Origin of the sequence: Parvimonas parva (assembly GCF_016552165.1) — a bacterium.
Taxonomy (GTDB): domain Bacteria; phylum Bacillota; class Clostridia; order Tissierellales; family Peptoniphilaceae; genus Parvimonas; species Parvimonas parva.
The window spans coordinates 56,031-71,186 of sequence record NZ_JACVDA010000006.1; the positions used below are offsets into that span (position 1 = coordinate 56,031).

Consider the following 15,156-nt stretch of genomic DNA (forward strand, 5'->3'; position numbering starts at 1 on the left):
AGGCTAATAAATTAAATTTTATTCGCCATATCTATTATCTTTTTGAATCTATGATTTACTCCGGATTTACTTATGTTTAAAACTTCTGCAAGTTCTTTTAATGAAAAAGTTGGATTTTTTAATCTTAATTCACATAAGTCAAGTAAATTTTTATCCAAATTTTCTTTTCCATATTTTTTATAAACTGTATTTATTGCATCAATTTGTGTAAATGAAGTATTTAAAGTTTTATCTAAATTTGCCGTTTCACAATTTGTTAGTCTGTTTGTATTGTTCTTTATTTCTTTTATCATCTTAGTTTCTTCAAATTTGAATAAACTGTTTACCGTTCCAATTAGCGAAAGAAAATCAGAGATCATCGCACTATCTTTTACATAGACAATATATTGCCCCTTTTTCTCAAGACTTTTCGCTTTTATTCCAAATACTTTTAAATATCTTATAACAAGTTTGGATAATTCATCTGAATTTAAAGTAAATTCCAAATGGTAACTCTTGTCCGGATTTGCTATTGAGCCTGCACCTAAAAAAACTCCACATAAAAAGTTTTTAATAAAATCTTTACTTTTTGTAATATCTTCATAAAGCTCATCTTTTAAGAAAAGACTATCAAGGTCTGAAAAGTAAGTATCTTCTAAAAACTTCTTTGAAATTTCTTCATTTTCAATTACAATTTTATATACATTGTTTTTTCTTAAGTTTGAAATTTTTGAAACTATTATCTTTCCGTCATAAGAGTATAGAAATTTAAAAAGCTTAAAAATTCTTCTTATGATTGAATTGTTTGTAGTTTCAAATCTAATCGTAAAGGAAAAATTACTAAAAACAATCGTTCCATTAGTCCTTATAAAAGCAGAAAGTTCAGAAATAGCAGAATTTTTTTCTACTATTTCTCTTCTTGAAAGTTCATTTTTTAAATCAGTTGAAAATGCCATTATTTTCTTTTTCTCTTTTCGTAAAAATAATTCGCACTCTTTAGCATATTTCTTTCAGCATCATGCTTTACTAATTTTATAGCCTTGTCATAAGGTAAAAATATCGCCTCTACAAAGCCCTCTTCTCTCTGTGGATTCAAGCTCAAATCTTCAGGCTCCATATAAAAATAATGAACTGTTTTTTTCACTTTTTCACCGTCATTATGTTGGTAATCATATTTTACAAAACCTAAATACTTTACAATTTTACCAAGTATTCCAGATTCTTCTTGCACTTCTCTAACAGCTGCCACTTCTTTAGTTTCATTATCTTCAAGTCTTCCTTTTGGTAAAACCCATTCATTGCTAAACTTCTTTAACAAAAGAAAATTGCCATTATGAATAACAACTCCACCAGCACTAACCTCTAGCATAAAACCTCCTATTATCATATCACATATCTTCTTAATATTATAACACGAATTAAATATACATTCAAATAATAAAAATTAATTTGTATCCATAGCAACAATGTCATAAATATGATATAATAAATGGTAGTTTATATTAAAGGAGATTATAATGAAATTAGGAATAGTTGGATTACCAAATGTTGGTAAAAGTACATTATTTAACGCAATTACAAAAGCCGGAGCCGAATCGGCAAATTATCCTTTCTGTACTATTGACCCGAATGTAGGTCTTGTAAATGTACCTGATGAAAGATTAAATAAATTAACCGAGCTTTACAATTCAAAAAAGACAATTCCTGCTGTTATTGAATTTTATGATATTGCAGGTCTTGTAAAGGGAGCAAGTAAAGGTGAAGGTCTTGGAAATAAATTCTTATCTCATATTAGAGAAGTTGATGCAATCGTAGAAGTGATTAGATGTTTTGAAGATGAAAATATCGTTCATGTTGACGGAGAAGTTAATCCACTAAGAGATGTTGAAACTATTAACTTAGAACTTATTCTATCCGATTTAGAACTTGTGGAAAAAAGATTAGAAAAAGCTAGAAAATCTTTAAAGGGAAACAAAAGTTTTAAAGAAGAAGTTGACCTTTTAGAAAAAATATTACCTGTTTTAGAAGAAGGAAAATCTATTAGAACTTTAACTTTTGATGACGCTGAAAAAGCAATTTTAAAAAACTTTTCTCTTTTGAGTGTAAAGCCTATAATTTATGTTGCAAATGTAAATGAAGATGATATGATTGATGAAGGAAAGAGTAACGAATATGTAAAAATTTTAGATGATTTTGCTAAAAATGAAAATTCTGGAATCGTAGTTATAAGTGCTCAAATAGAAAAAGAAATTTCTGAACTTGAAGATGATGAACAAGTGGAATTTTTAAATGATTTAGGAATTTCTGAAAGTGGTGTTTCAAAGCTTATAAAAGAAAGCTACAACCTTTTAGGACTTATGAGTTTCTTAACAGCAGGCCCTGAAGAAACAAGAGCTTGGACTATAAAAATCGGAACAAGCGCCGTTAATGCTGCCGGAAAAATTCACTCAGACATTCAAAGAGGTTTCATCAGAGCAGAAATCGTAAATTATGATGACTTAATCTCACTTGGAAGTATGGTTACTGCAAGAGAAAAAGGTCTTGTAAGACTTGAAGGTAAAGAGTACATTATGCAAGACGGAGATGTAGTTTACTTTAGATTTAATGTTTAAACGAAAAGACTGTGCAACAAACACAGTCTTTCTTTTTTTACCTACCTAGAATATTTTTTACTTCTTCGTCTTTTAATTCATAATTATAAAATAATTTATAAAATTCTTTTACTTCTTTTTTAATATCATAATTATAAACTTCAGGATAAACTAAATTTCCAAGCCATTTCATTCCAATTACTCTATTAACTGCAGGTGGTCTTCCGAAGAAATTATATGGACCACTAGGAGTATAGAAAACTTTATTTTCCTTTACAGCTTTTAGAGTTTTAAAAGTTTCTTCTCCTTTAATTTGTTCAGCTAATTCTTTTGATTCAAAAATCAAGAAATCAGGATTTACTTCTGATAATTTTTCAAAAGGAATTTCATTTCCTGAACCGCCTTTAACTTTTTCTACGGTAATTGGATTTTGAGCACCGATAAATTCAATAATATCAGCGTGGATAGATCCTTTTGCATTTGCAAATAGTCCTGTTTTTCCTCCACCGTAGTAAACTTTTTTAACATCTTTTATCTTTGCCTTATTTGCTTCAATTTCCTTATATGTCTTCTTGATATATTCAGAAAGTTCTTTTCCTCTTTCTTTATTACCTAAAACTTCAGCAAGTCTGTCAAAAGCTTCAGGTAATTTGTCAAGAGTTAACTCAATGAAAACTACAGGGATTTTTAATTGTTCTTGTAGCTTGTTTAAATCTTCTTCAATTCCTTTTTTCTTTTCACCCATATCAATTATTACATCAGGTTTTGCATTTACAACAGCTTCCATATTAAGATTGGCTTTCTTTCCATAGAACGCTCCAAATTCAGGTAATTTTTTCAACTCATCGGTAATATACTTTTCTGTACTCTTTGAAAATTTTGATGCTACCCCAACAAGTTTATTCGGCTCAAAAATATGCAACATAACTTGTGCAGGATTTCCTGATGGAGCAACTCTTGTAATGTTTTGTTTTAAAGTAACTTCTCTTCCCAAGTCATCTTTAAAAACTCTAGTTTCGTTCTTTGTCTCTGTTTGTTCATTTTTCTTTTCAGCAGGTTTCGAACAAGCTGTAAAAAGAAGTCCGAAAGTTAAACAAAGAGCTAAAATTCTCTTAAATTTTTTCATATTTCCTCCTTTTCCACTACTACAATGGCTGTATTTTTAGGTTTACAATAATATTTTGTAAAAATTTCCCCATTGTAATTGTAATCTATATCTTTTACATTAGATATCAAATTAATTCCTTTTTCGCCATACCATTTATTTAAGTACTTAATAACTTCTTCATCATCTTTTAACGGTTGACCAAATTCAAAAGTTTGTCTGTAAATTTTATAGGGAATTTTTCTATCATCTAAAAACTTACAAATATCTTGAATAGTATTTTTATTCGGATTATGAACAATACTTTTTTCAACATCATTTCGTATTATTATCATCCTTTTAGTAAATAAGTTAAAAAAATTGTAAAAATAATCTTCAACATTTCCAAAATGACTAAATAAAATATTATCACTTACTCCAATTTTTTCAAAAAGTTCTCCATCATAACAATTAGAACAAATTGTCTTGAAATTTTTAATTTTGTTTTTTGCAATATTATCTTCCAAAAGATCTAAAACCTTATCATCATAATCTACCCCAATTATATCACTGAAATAATCAGATAATTTCATAGGCAAAATTCCTAATCCACAACCGAAGTCAATAAGGCTTTCTCCTTTTGGAATGATTTTTTTGATTTCTAAAGTCATATTATCGTGATATTTAGTATATTCTGAAGCAACTAAATACCATTTTATTCTATCTTCATTCCAAAACATAATCGCGTCTAACCTCCTTATAATCAGGAATACAAAATTTTCCGTTTTCAGTTTCAATTAAATTTATAGGAACATTATATAATTTTTCTAAAAGTTCCTTATTCAAAATAGATACATCTCCAAAAAAACTTTCCTTATCTTTTCTAACTATAAGTACCTTATCTGCATAAGTCAAAGCGTGATTAGGATTATGAGTTGTAATTAAAAATCCTATATTTTTTTTCTTCAATGAATTACAAATTTCCATTATCTTTAGCTGATTTCCATAATCTAAATTAGCAACCGGCTCGTCCATAAAAATATAGTTATTGGCTTGCAACAATGCTCTTGCAATTAAAACAAGCTGTCTTTCTCCTCCGCTGATTTGCCTGTAGTTTTTATCTTTTAAATAAGAAATCCCTAAAGTTTTTAAAATTTCAACTGATTTTTCATAATCTTCCTTTGTAGTTTTATAGAAAAATCCATCTTTTTTAGAATAATTCCCCATTAATATAACATCAATAACTTTATAGTCAAATGCAGGAAAATGAATTTGTGGAATATAGGAAATAAATCTTGAAAGTTTTTTGCTGTCCAATATTTTTAAATCATTATCATCAATCAATACTTTGCCGTTTTTTATAGGAATTAGTTTTAAAAGTGCTTTTAATAAAGTTGATTTACCGGCACCGTTCTCGCCCAAAATACAAATTATTTCTCCTTTGTTTAGAGAAAAACAAATATCTTTTAATATTTCATTTTTTCCATAAAAAACTTGTAAATTTTTAACCTCTATCATAATCTCTACCTTTTTTATAAATTAAATACAAGAATATAGGTGCTCCAATAAAAGAAGTAACAATTCCAATAGGAATTTCAGAAGTTGTAATATTTCTACATAAAATATCTACAACAAGTAAAAAACTTGACCCTAAAATACCTGATGCAGGAATTACAAATCTATAATCATCTCCGAAGATAAGTCTTGAAAAATGTGGTATTACAAGTCCAATCCATCCAATTATTCCTGTAACTGCAACACTTGAAGCAGTCATTAATGTTGCAAAAAATATTATAATAAATCTTATTTTTTCAGTATTTAATCCAAGTGTTTTAGCCTCTTCTTCCCCCATTGTAAAAATATTTATTTCTATTTTATATAAATTTGAAACTATAAGTCCAATTACAATAGGGAAAAATATAAATTTAAAATCAATCATTTTTACTGATGCCAAAGAGCCCATAAGCCAATATGTTATGCTTGGTAGCTGATTTTCCGTATCTGCAACAAGTTTTACAAAAGAAATTAAAGAAGAAAATAAACTTCCTATCATCATTCCAGTTAAAATAAGTCCTAAAATTCTATCACTTCTAAAAATTTTACTTAAAGTGTATGTTACAAAAACTGAAAGAATCCCTAAACTAAAAGACAAAAGTGTTATTTCAAAAAAATTAAAATACATCAGTATTCCAAAAGCTGAACCAAATGCTGAAGCTTGTGTTGCTCCTAAAATATCAGGACTTACCATTGGATTTTTTAAAAGACCTTGAAACAATGCACCGCTTGTAGAAATACCTGCCCCTACAAGCATAGCACATAATACTCTTGGAATCCTTATATTCCAAATTATTGTGCTTTGAGCTGAATCACTAACGATTCCATAAAAAATTCTATCTACTATCACTTTTATTACTTCAAAAAATTTAACAGGATAACGACCGATGCTAAATGAAAAAATAAAAGCTAACACCAAAATAATTGTTAAGATAAAAAATTTTAATCTAATTTTAGTATTAATCATATAAACTCTCTTCCTTATTTTTATAAAAATATAACGATAGTATAAAAATTATAAAACATATCAAAATAAAAGTCAATACATTTTATCAGACAATCAAAAAGAAACAATATATTTTCCATTAAAAAATTTTTAAAATTAAAATTAACAAAAAAAGTCTAGCTATGAGTTTCCTCAACGCTAGACTTTTATTCTGTAACAACAAAGTTCTAAGGATAATGCTTGATTAGAACCATCGTATTATTGTCTTAAAAATTCTTCTAATGTAATATTTTTCTTAAAAATTTTATTTGCATTTTCTACGCCAACAAAGCGAAAATGCCAAGGCTCAAATTTATAATTAGTCTTATCTTCTTTATTTTCAGGATAACGAAGAATAAAACCATATTTATGAGCATTTTTTATAAGCCATTTAAATTCTTCAGTTTCTTTAAAAGATTCTTTTAAATTTTTTTCTTCATCTTTTCCAATTATATCTAAACTTTGTCCAATTTGTGATTCATTATGACCTGCACTAGAATACATAGCATATTCAATATATTTGTCATTCTTAGGTGCATTTTTATTAAGTTGCTTTTGTTCTTCGTAACTTATAAATCCTTTATGCAAATCTAAAGTTATTCTATCTCTATTTGCATCTACTTTCATTAAATCAAATTGTTTTTCGACAAATTTATCAAAGCCGGGATTAAAATCACTAGGTAATTTATACTCCGTATTTACTAAAAGAATTCCCTTTATAACTTTAAATAATTTATTTTTAGATACATTTTCAATATTACTACTTTTAACAAAATAAAATTTATCTTCAAATTTAACCTTACTTATTCCATCTTTATATCCAAAAACTTCTAAATATTTTTCCTCTTCAACTTTTACTTTCTCTTTTAAAAGCTCCTCTGTTTCATAAAGAGATACTTTTTTCAAAGTTTTTGCATAATTAGTTGCAATATCGGAAAAATCTTTAACTTCCGGCAAAGTTAATGTTTCAAAATTGTATGGCATTTTACTTTCCAATTCAATTTTCTTCATTTTTTGTCGATTATAAAAATAAACCGAAGAAATCAATATTATCAAAAAAATTGTTATTAAAAAAATTATTTTTTTACTTTTTTTCAAAATATAAACCTCTATATAATTATAATATATATAATTAAAGGGATTTAGAAAACTAAATCCCTTAAACTATTTTATTCAACATCTAATACTTTTCTTCCTTTATACATTCCTGTGTCAGGATTAACTCTGTGAGGTACAACTAATTCATTAGTTTCAGGATCTCTAACTAGAGCTACTTTAGGTAGTCTATATGAAGATGCTCTTCTTTTATCTCTTCTTGCTTTAGAAGTTTTTCTCTTAGGTACTGCCATTATAACACCTCCTCTGAATTTTTATAACATATACCCCCGTTTTAAACGGATAACAAAAATATTATACTATAAAAAAATTAATTTGTCAACAATTATTTTACTAAATCCATAGTATCTCTTGCAATCATTAACTCTTCGTTTGTAGGAACGATTAAAACTTTAACTCTTGAGTCATCTGCTGAAATAATAGCCTCATCTCTTGTATCATTTTTAGCATCATCAAGTTTAATTCCGTATTCTTCCATTCCTTCTAATATTAATTTACGCATTGAGGCTGAGTTTTCACCAATACCACCGGCAAATGAAATAGCATCAATATGTCCTAATTCAGCCATAAATCCACCAACATATCTTCTTACTCTTGTGATGAACATATCTAAAGCTAATTGTGCTCTGTCATTTCCTTTTTCTGCTGCCTCTTCTAAATCTCTAAAGTCTGAACTTAATCCTGAAACTCCAAGAACACCTGATTTTTTATTTAAAATTTGATTCATTTCATCAGCTGAATATCCTTTTTCGTTCATTAAGAAAGTCATAACAGTTGGGTCAATATCTCCACTTCTTGTTCCCATTAAAAGTCCTTCTAATGGAGTTAATCCCATTGTTGTATCATAACATTCTCCGTTTTTGATTGCAGCGATTGATGAACCGTTTCCTAAGTGAACAGTTATAATATTAAGATTTTCTTTAGCTGTATCTAATAATTCAGCAGTTCTTAAAGTTACATATCTATGGCTTGTTCCATGGAAACCGAATTTTCTAAGTCTGTAATCTTCATAATATTCATAAGGGATTGCATACATAAATGTTCTTGCAGGCATAGTTTGATGGAAAGCTGTATCAAATACTGCTACATTTTTCTTTCCTGGAACTAAGCTTTCACAAGCCTCAATACCCATTAAGTTTGCAGGGTTGTGTAATGGACCAAATTTAATAAATTCTCTAACTTTAGCCTTTACATTTTCATCAATAATAGTTGATGCTGTTAATTTATCTCCACCATGAAGTACTCTGTGTCCGATAGCATTAACTTCATCTAAGCTCTTAACAACTCCGTATTTTTCATCAACAAGAGCATCAAAAACGTGTTTGATAGCTGCTGTATGGTCTGCCATAGCTTCTTCAACAACTAATTTTTCACTTCCAACTTTGTGAGTTAATTTTGAACCTTCAATACCAATTCTTTCAACTAATCCTTTACATAATACACTTTCATCAGTCATATCGAATAATTGATATTTTAAAGATGAACTTCCACAGTTAATTACTAAAATTTTCATTAATTTTCCTCCTAAGATTTTTAAAAAAATATATTTTCACATACACTAATATTTTACTATTTTCTTTAAATTAAGTCAATACAAAATGCTAATTATTAAGCATCTAAAATTTTCAAAAAAATAGAACTAACTTAAATAAAATTAGTTCTAAAAATAATTTTTAATGTTTTTTTGTTGCAAATTTATTTTCATTACCATTTAAAAGTCTAACTATATTGGATTTATGTCTATAAACGGTCAACAATAATAAAAATAAAAATGTTGATAAAACATAAATATTTCTATATCCAAAAAATATATATGATATTGGTAAAACAGATGCTGTTGACAGCATTGACCCTAATGATATATATTTTGTAAATATTACGATTAAAATAAATATACTAATCGCTATAAGTGCTAATCTATAATCTAAAAACACAATAAAACCAAAAGATGATGCTATTCCTTTACCACCCTTAAAATTCAAAAACACAGGCCAATTATGTCCTAAAACTACAAATATTCCACTTAACAATATTCCGTTTAATCCTAAAAATTTCATTCCAATATAACAAGCTAAAATTGATTTTAAAAAGTCGATAATAAAAGTTAAAACGCCTGCCTTAAGGCCAAAGACCCTAAGCGCATTTGTTGTACCAGCGTTTTTACTTCCATAATTTCTAATATCTTTATTAAATAATATTTTTCCAAAAATCATACCACCTGAAATATTTCCTAAAAAGTATGAAATAATTATACAAGCTAAAACTTTAAACATTATCTTCTCCTCTCGCTCTAAGTTCAAAAACTATCGGTGATGAAGTAAAAGAAAAATTCTTTCTAATTTGATTTTCCAAATATCTCAAATAAGAAAAATGCATTAACTCTACCTTATTCACAAATATTACAAACTTTGGTGGTCTAACTGAAACTTGACTTGCATAAAATATTTTTAGTCTTTGTCCTTTATCAGTTGGTGGAGCATTGTGAACAACTGCATCATTTATAATGTCGTTCAAAATACCTGTTGAGATTCTTGTACTATAATTTTCATCAGCAATTTTAATTGCATCAAATAATTTATCAATTCTTTGCCCTGTTTTAACTGAAATAAAAACAAGTTGTGCATAAGGAACAAAGCTTAATTTAGTTCTTATATCATCTTCAAAAGCCTTATAAGTTTTATTGTCTTTAACAATTAAATCCCATTTATTAACTGCAATAATTAAAGCCTTATTTTGTTCTTTAGCAAAACCGATAACTTTTGTATCTTGCTCAGTAACCCCTTCAGTAGCATCAATTAAAAGCACAGCAATATCTGACCTTTCAACTGCATTCAAAGTTCTAACAACACTATATCTCTCTAAATTTTCAGTTATATTTTTCTTTCTTCTAAGCCCTGCTGTATCTGTAAAAATATAAGTTTTTCCATCAATTTCAACTCTTGAATCAATAGAATCTCTAGTTGTTCCTGCAATATCAGAAACTATCATTCTCTCTTCTCCTAAAATTCTATTCATAAGAGAACTTTTACCTACATTCGGTTTTCCGATTAATGCAACCTTTGTTACTTCTTCCTCTTCACCTGTATATTTATTTTCAGGAAATTCTTTTATGATTTCATCAAGTAAATCTCCAAGTCCAAATCCTTGAGTTGCAGAAATAACATTTAAATTTTCATAACCAAGCTCATAAAATTCATAAATTTCTGCAGGCATTTTATGAGTATCTATTTTATTTATAGCAAGTACGATAGGCTTTTTAGTTCTTCTAAGATAATTTGAAATTTCTCTATCTTCGTCCATCAAACCATTTTTACCATCAACAACAAATAAAATTACATCAGCATTTTCCATAGCCACATCAGCTTGAGCCTTAATTTTTTGTAAAATTATATCATCACTATTAGGCTCTAAACCACCAGTATCACAAAGAATAAAATGTTTATTTTGCCATTCAGCATCTTTATACAATCTATCTCTTGTAACACCCGGAGTATCCTCAGTAATAGCGATTCTTTTATTTATAAGTTTATTAAAAAGTGTAGATTTCCCAACATTAGGACGTCCAACTACACAAACTAAAGGTCTTTGCATAAATTCACCTCCATATTTCTTAATATATATTCTACCATATTTTCTTTAAAAAAATAAGCTCCTTTAAAGGAGCTTATCATTATACTGGATAAATTGAAACTTGTTTCTTATCTCTACCTTTTCTTTCAAATCTTACAACACCAGAAATTTTAGCAAAAAGTGTATCATCTCCACCTTTACCAACATTTACTCCTGGGTGTATTTTTGTTCCACGTTGTCTAACTAAAATGTTACCAGCAAGAACGAATTGTCCGTCCCCTCTTTTAGCACCTAATCTTTTAGCTCTACTATCACGACCGTTTTTAGTACTACCTAAACCTTTTTTACTAGAAAAAAGTTGTAAATTCATCTTTAGCATACTCTACACCTCCTTATAATAAATCTCAATATATTTATTATATTCTTCTTTCAATGATATAATGCCAACTTCAAAAGTTTTCATTATTGTTTGAACATCTCTAATTTTAAATTCATCCAAACTTTCAATGTCTAACATCATTCTCAAATATCCATCTCCTACTTCCAAATCCATATCATTAGAATCTATTGAACAAATTTTTTCAATAGCATTTGGAGTATTTATAGACAAAACAGATAATGATGCACAAAGAATGTCATTCTCTTCACTAAAATCAGCATGTCCTTCCATTTCAAATCCATAATATAAATCTTTTTTCTTAAAAATATAAATATTAGTCATTAAAATGCAATACTTTCGATTTTAACTTTTGTAAATGGTTGACGATGTCCTTTTTTCTTTCTATAATTTTTCTTAGCTTTGAACTTGAAAATTATAACTTTCTTTCCTCTTCCATGTCTTTCAACAGTTCCTTCAACCTTAGCTCCTTCAACTACTGGAGAACCAACTTTAATATCTCCGTCTTTAGAAACTAAAAGAACTCTATCAAAAGATACTTTTGAGCCTTCTTCAACATTTAGTTTTTCAACAAAAATGCTTTGTCCTTCTTCAACTTGGTATTGTTTACCACCTGTTTCAATTATTGCGTACATAGTGCACCTCCTCATTCTTAAGTCTCGCCGAATTAGGTGCTATGCTTTAAAAACCTAATCCGTGCGGTAACACAACAAGTAGTATATCATAAAAACAATAAAAAATCAAGATTTTTTTAAATTATTTTTTAATTTGGATTTAAAATTTTAACTTTAAAATGTTAGTATAGAAGTTAAAATATTTATATTATTTTAAAATCAAAGAATTTGTGATATAATATGTTTAACTTTATACAAATTTAATTATATTAAATGTAATAAATAAAATTATAAAAAATAAAAAAATGATTGTTATTTGAGGAGGTTTTTTATGTTACAAAAAAAGGTAGAGAATAAACAATCTAAAACTAAAAAAGGAGATAAAAGTTTTTTAAAATCTTTTTTTAAATTCGTAAGCATAGTCATTCTATCAATATTTATGATTGGTGCAGGAATTACAGGAATTTTTGCAACTACATTTATAGATATTATGAAAGATGCTCCAATCATTAATGCGTCAAAGATGAATGAGCTTATGATTCAATCATCAACCATTCTTGATAGAAATGAAAATTTAGTTGAAAAAATTGAAAACTTAGAGAATAGAACTATTGTAAAGCTAAGTGATGTTCCGGAACATTTAATAAATGCTTTCATTTCAACTGAAGATGAAAGATTTTATTCTCATAAAGGTGTTGACCCAATAGGTATAGCAAAAAGTCTTATCGATACAGCAAGAGGTAGAATTCGTGGTGGGTCAACAATCGCTCAACAATTAGCAAGAAATATGTATCTTTCAAATGAAAGAAAAATTGAAAGAAAGTTAAAAGAGGCATATCTTGCAATTAAAATTACAGATAGTATTAAAAGAGAAGGTGTTCTTGAGGCATATCTTAATAGAGTTTTCTTAGGACAACATTCTTATGGTGTTCAATCAGCGAGTCAAGGTTACTTTTCAAAAGATGTTAAAGATTTAACCATAGCTGAATCTGCACTTCTTGCAGCAATAGTTCAAAGTCCTACAAACTACTCTCTATATAAAACTATAAAGCCTGAAAATGTTAGTGATGAATCTGCTGTTATAAAAGATTTAAATATCGGTGGTCAAGTTTATAAGGCAGTATATAATCCAAAAGTTTTAGATAGACAAAAATATGTTTTGAAAAAAATGTATGAACTTAAAAAAATAACTAAAGAAGAATATAATAATGCTGTTAATGAAGATGTATTTTCTGCTATAAATCCAAACAAAGGCTTTGAAAGGGAAGTTTCAACTTACTTCACTGAATATGTTAAGTATCAAGTTGCTGAAAAATTAATGAAAAAATTTAATTATACTAAAGAAGAGGCTTGGGACAAGATATATAACGGTGGACTTACAATTCATTCTACAATGGACCAAAACATACAAAAGAATTTAGAAAAACTTTATGCAGATTTTGCAAATGCAATGAATGCTCCAAGATATGGAGGTCCTTCATTTGCAGCTTTTAAAAGAGATAGAGCAAGTAATATAACTGATGAAAAAGGTAATATAATCTTGTATAAAAAAGCTAATCTTTTAGATGAAAATAACAATGTTATAATTCCAAAAGGAGAGTTTTCTATTGACTCAGATAATTCTTTAAAAATAAATAGTCAGAGAGTTTCAATATATCAAAATGTTTTGTCAATGGCTAGTTTTTATACAGTTAATGACCAAAACAACTTAGTTACCCATGGAATTGGAAATTTCCAACTTCCTGAGCAAGGAGTAACAGTTGAAAATGAAAAATCTTTTAAAATTTCTGCATCTGTTTTTGAAAATTACAAAGATTTTTATAGTGTAAATGAAAATGGAAATTTAGTTTTAAATTCAAAATATTTCCAAGTTGATGAAAAAGGAACTGTTCAACCTCAATCTTCATCAGTCGTATTAGACCATAAAACAGGTCAGTTAATCGCGATAATTGGTGGTAGAGAAACAACAGGACACCCTCTAAATAGAGCTTATAGAGTTCCTAGACAACCGGGTTCTACTATGAAACCTTTGGGAGTATATATTCCTGCATTGGATAACGGATATACTGCTGCTACTGCAATAGAAGATGCTCCTCATTATAATGATAAAAAAGAACTTTGGCCAAAGAACTGGTATAATGGATATAGAGGATTACAAACTCTTAGAGAAAGTTTAGTACAATCTATCAACGTAAATGCTGTTAAGACTCTGGAAGATATAGGAATAGAAAAATCTAAAGAATATTTCAAAAAATTCGGTTTAATAAACGAAGATAATGAATTAGATGATACTTATGTTTCAAGGTCTGAAAGTGTGGACCATAATGATGAAAACTTATCAAGTATGGCTCTTGGTGGTATGACAAGAGGTATGACCAACTTAAAAATGACTGGAGCTTATGCAGCAATAGCAAATGACGGAAGATATAATGAACCTATTTCATTTACAAAAGTTGTTGACTCAACAGGAAAAACTATTTTAGAACCTGAACAAAAGCAAAGACAAGTTACATCTAAAGAAAATGCTTTTATAATGAGAGATATTTTAAAAGGTGTTCCTGACGTAATGGCTCACGGTGCAAAGCACCCAACTATTGAAGTTTCAGGTAAAACAGGTACAACTGATGATGTACAAGACTCTTGGTTTGTAGGTTTTACTCCATATTATACAATTGGAACTTGGATAGGTTTTGACAATCAACATATAAAACTTAATAATAATAACTCAATGGCAGCCACTCTTTGGGGGAAAGTTAATAGAATAGTTTTAGAAGGCAAAGAACCTAAAAAATTTGATGGTCCAAGTGAAAATATAATAAGAAAGTATGTTTCAATAAGAACTGGTCTATTAGCTACCGAAGGCACTGAAAAAGCAATTTATGAATATTTTGTAAAAGGTACAGAGCCTACAAAATATGAAGAAATTTACTATATAGCTTATAAAATAGATAAAAGAAACGGAAAGTTGGCCACAGATAAAACTCCTGAAGAATTTATTGAAGAAAAGAAGTTTTATATAAAACCGAATGTATATAAACCGGAAAAAACTGATTATGGCCCTAGTGATTTTATAAACCCACCACCAACTGAAGAATCAGATATAGTAGATAAACCTAAGGAAGAAGAAAAACCAAAGACTAATACTAAACCAAAAACAAATGATACTTCTAATAAAAATGATAAAGATAAAGATAAAGATAAAGATAAAAATAAAAATACAGAAAAAGATAAAAATAAAAATCCTTAAAAAGGAGTTGCTATTTGCA

The 15,156-nt window shown here is 28.1% G+C and carries 16 protein-coding genes and 1 other annotated feature; of the genes, 2 read left to right on the top strand and 14 right to left on the bottom strand.

Translation table 11 applies throughout. From position 1 onward, the window contains the following. Positions 1 to 11: 11 nt before the first annotated feature. Positions 12 to 935, bottom strand: coding sequence for a DNA-binding protein WhiA (whiA, locus tag IBJ83_RS02915; RefSeq protein ID WP_068473951.1), 924 nt, complete (start codon positions 933 to 935; stop codon positions 12 to 14). Further along, a complete protein-coding gene (locus tag IBJ83_RS02920; RefSeq protein WP_068473953.1) occupies positions 935 to 1,348 on the bottom strand; it encodes an NUDIX hydrolase in 414 nt (137 codons plus the stop codon). Before IBJ83_RS02920 ends, whiA begins: the two co-directional genes overlap by 1 nt. A gap of 148 nt (positions 1,349 to 1,496) precedes the next feature. Here IBJ83_RS02920 and ychF point away from each other — a divergent pair, with 148 nt between their 5' ends. Beyond that, a complete protein-coding gene (ychF, locus tag IBJ83_RS02925; RefSeq protein ID WP_068473954.1) occupies positions 1,497 to 2,591 on the top strand; it encodes a redox-regulated ATPase YchF in 1,095 nt (364 codons plus the stop codon). A gap of 37 nt (positions 2,592 to 2,628) precedes the next feature. Here ychF and IBJ83_RS02930 read toward each other — a convergent pair whose 3' ends face one another. The 12 genes from IBJ83_RS02930 to rplU all read right to left on the bottom strand — a co-directional run bounded on the left by IBJ83_RS02930 (position 2,629) and on the right by rplU (position 11,911). Continuing rightward, a complete protein-coding gene (locus IBJ83_RS02930; protein ID WP_068473956.1) occupies positions 2,629 to 3,696 on the bottom strand; it encodes an ABC transporter substrate-binding protein in 1,068 nt (355 codons plus the stop codon). Next, positions 3,693 to 4,394: a methyltransferase domain-containing protein gene (locus IBJ83_RS02935; protein WP_068473958.1), complete on the bottom strand. Its 702-nt coding sequence runs from the start codon at positions 4,392 to 4,394 to the stop codon at positions 3,693 to 3,695. The genes IBJ83_RS02930 and IBJ83_RS02935 overlap by 4 nt, the downstream gene beginning before the upstream one ends. After that, the gene (locus tag IBJ83_RS02940) at positions 4,381 to 5,172 is read right to left on the bottom strand and encodes an ABC transporter ATP-binding protein (RefSeq protein ID WP_201275239.1); all 792 of its coding nucleotides are present in this window, start codon (positions 5,170 to 5,172) and stop codon (positions 4,381 to 4,383) included. The genes IBJ83_RS02935 and IBJ83_RS02940 overlap by 14 nt, the downstream gene beginning before the upstream one ends. Next, a complete protein-coding gene (locus tag IBJ83_RS02945; RefSeq protein ID WP_201275240.1) occupies positions 5,159 to 6,175 on the bottom strand; it encodes a FecCD family ABC transporter permease in 1,017 nt (338 codons plus the stop codon). Before IBJ83_RS02945 ends, IBJ83_RS02940 begins: the two co-directional genes overlap by 14 nt. A 237-nt stretch (positions 6,176 to 6,412) precedes the next feature. After that, positions 6,413 to 7,204 (bottom strand): M15 family metallopeptidase, encoded by a 792-nt coding sequence (locus IBJ83_RS02950; protein ID WP_231698849.1) that lies wholly within the window; start codon positions 7,202 to 7,204, stop codon positions 6,413 to 6,415. A gap of 158 nt (positions 7,205 to 7,362) precedes the next feature. After that, positions 7,363 to 7,542 (bottom strand): 50S ribosomal protein L32, encoded by a 180-nt coding sequence (gene rpmF / locus IBJ83_RS02955; protein WP_004832204.1) that lies wholly within the window; start codon positions 7,540 to 7,542, stop codon positions 7,363 to 7,365. A gap of 92 nt (positions 7,543 to 7,634) precedes the next feature. Beyond that, a complete protein-coding gene (locus IBJ83_RS02960) occupies positions 7,635 to 8,822 on the bottom strand; it encodes an acetate kinase (protein WP_068473970.1) in 1,188 nt (395 codons plus the stop codon). 160 nt (positions 8,823 to 8,982) lie between these two features. Then, positions 8,983 to 9,582, bottom strand: coding sequence for a glycerol-3-phosphate 1-O-acyltransferase PlsY (plsY, locus tag IBJ83_RS02965; protein WP_201275241.1), 600 nt, complete (start codon positions 9,580 to 9,582; stop codon positions 8,983 to 8,985). After that, positions 9,575 to 10,900 (bottom strand): ribosome biogenesis GTPase Der, encoded by a 1,326-nt coding sequence (der, locus tag IBJ83_RS02970; protein WP_201275242.1) that lies wholly within the window; start codon positions 10,898 to 10,900, stop codon positions 9,575 to 9,577. The genes plsY and der overlap by 8 nt, the downstream gene beginning before the upstream one ends. A gap of 79 nt (positions 10,901 to 10,979) precedes the next feature. Beyond that, positions 10,980 to 11,258: a 50S ribosomal protein L27 gene (gene rpmA / locus IBJ83_RS02975; RefSeq protein ID WP_068473980.1), complete on the bottom strand. Its 279-nt coding sequence runs from the start codon at positions 11,256 to 11,258 to the stop codon at positions 10,980 to 10,982. Positions 11,259 to 11,261: 3 nt separating this feature from the next. Continuing rightward, entirely contained in the window at positions 11,262 to 11,600 is a 339-nt protein-coding gene (locus tag IBJ83_RS02980) for a ribosomal-processing cysteine protease Prp (RefSeq protein ID WP_201275243.1), read from the bottom strand. Next, positions 11,600 to 11,911: a 50S ribosomal protein L21 gene (gene rplU, locus IBJ83_RS02985; protein WP_068473986.1), complete on the bottom strand. Its 312-nt coding sequence runs from the start codon at positions 11,909 to 11,911 to the stop codon at positions 11,600 to 11,602. Before rplU ends, IBJ83_RS02980 begins: the two co-directional genes overlap by 1 nt. 10 nt (positions 11,912 to 11,921) lie before the next feature. Further along, positions 11,922 to 11,990: a sequence feature (ribosomal protein L21 leader region), on the bottom strand. A gap of 231 nt (positions 11,991 to 12,221) precedes the next feature. On the opposite strand from rplU, the gene IBJ83_RS02990 reads away from it, so the two are divergent. Then, positions 12,222 to 15,137 (top strand): transglycosylase domain-containing protein, encoded by a 2,916-nt coding sequence (locus tag IBJ83_RS02990; RefSeq protein ID WP_201275244.1) that lies wholly within the window; start codon positions 12,222 to 12,224, stop codon positions 15,135 to 15,137. The last annotated feature ends 19 nt before the right edge of the window (positions 15,138 to 15,156 follow it).

What these genes read in the sequence shown, in the direction of transcription:
- rpmA (WP_068473980.1), bottom strand. Translation starts at nt 11,258, where the DNA reads ATGCTAAAGATGAATTTACAACTTTTTTCTAGTAAAAAAGGTTTAGGT.
- rpmF (WP_004832204.1), bottom strand. Translation starts at nt 7,542, where the DNA reads ATGGCAGTACCTAAGAGAAAAACTTCTAAAGCAAGAAGAGATAAAAGA.
- ychF (WP_068473954.1), top strand. Translation starts at nt 1,497, where the DNA reads ATGAAATTAGGAATAGTTGGATTACCAAATGTTGGTAAAAGTACATTA.
- plsY (WP_201275241.1), bottom strand. Translation starts at nt 9,582, where the DNA reads ATGTTTAAAGTTTTAGCTTGTATAATTATTTCATACTTTTTAGGAAAT.
- IBJ83_RS02930 (WP_068473956.1), bottom strand. Translation starts at nt 3,696, where the DNA reads ATGAAAAAATTTAAGAGAATTTTAGCTCTTTGTTTAACTTTCGGACTT.
- IBJ83_RS02950 (WP_231698849.1), bottom strand. Translation starts at nt 7,204, where the DNA reads ATGAAGAAAATTGAATTGGAAAGTAAAATGCCATACAATTTTGAAACA.
- whiA (WP_068473951.1), bottom strand. Translation starts at nt 935, where the DNA reads ATGGCATTTTCAACTGATTTAAAAAATGAACTTTCAAGAAGAGAAATA.
- rplU (WP_068473986.1), bottom strand. Translation starts at nt 11,911, where the DNA reads ATGTACGCAATAATTGAAACAGGTGGTAAACAATACCAAGTTGAAGAA.
- IBJ83_RS02945 (WP_201275240.1), bottom strand. Translation starts at nt 6,175, where the DNA reads ATGATTAATACTAAAATTAGATTAAAATTTTTTATCTTAACAATTATT.
- IBJ83_RS02940 (WP_201275239.1), bottom strand. Translation starts at nt 5,172, where the DNA reads ATGATAGAGGTTAAAAATTTACAAGTTTTTTATGGAAAAAATGAAATA.
- IBJ83_RS02960 (WP_068473970.1), bottom strand. Translation starts at nt 8,822, where the DNA reads ATGAAAATTTTAGTAATTAACTGTGGAAGTTCATCTTTAAAATATCAA.
- IBJ83_RS02990 (WP_201275244.1), top strand. Translation starts at nt 12,222, where the DNA reads ATGTTACAAAAAAAGGTAGAGAATAAACAATCTAAAACTAAAAAAGGA.
- der (WP_201275242.1), bottom strand. Translation starts at nt 10,900, where the DNA reads ATGCAAAGACCTTTAGTTTGTGTAGTTGGACGTCCTAATGTTGGGAAA.
- IBJ83_RS02920 (WP_068473953.1), bottom strand. Translation starts at nt 1,348, where the DNA reads ATGCTAGAGGTTAGTGCTGGTGGAGTTGTTATTCATAATGGCAATTTT.
- IBJ83_RS02935 (WP_068473958.1), bottom strand. Translation starts at nt 4,394, where the DNA reads ATGTTTTGGAATGAAGATAGAATAAAATGGTATTTAGTTGCTTCAGAA.
- IBJ83_RS02980 (WP_201275243.1), bottom strand. Translation starts at nt 11,600, where the DNA reads ATGACTAATATTTATATTTTTAAGAAAAAAGATTTATATTATGGATTT.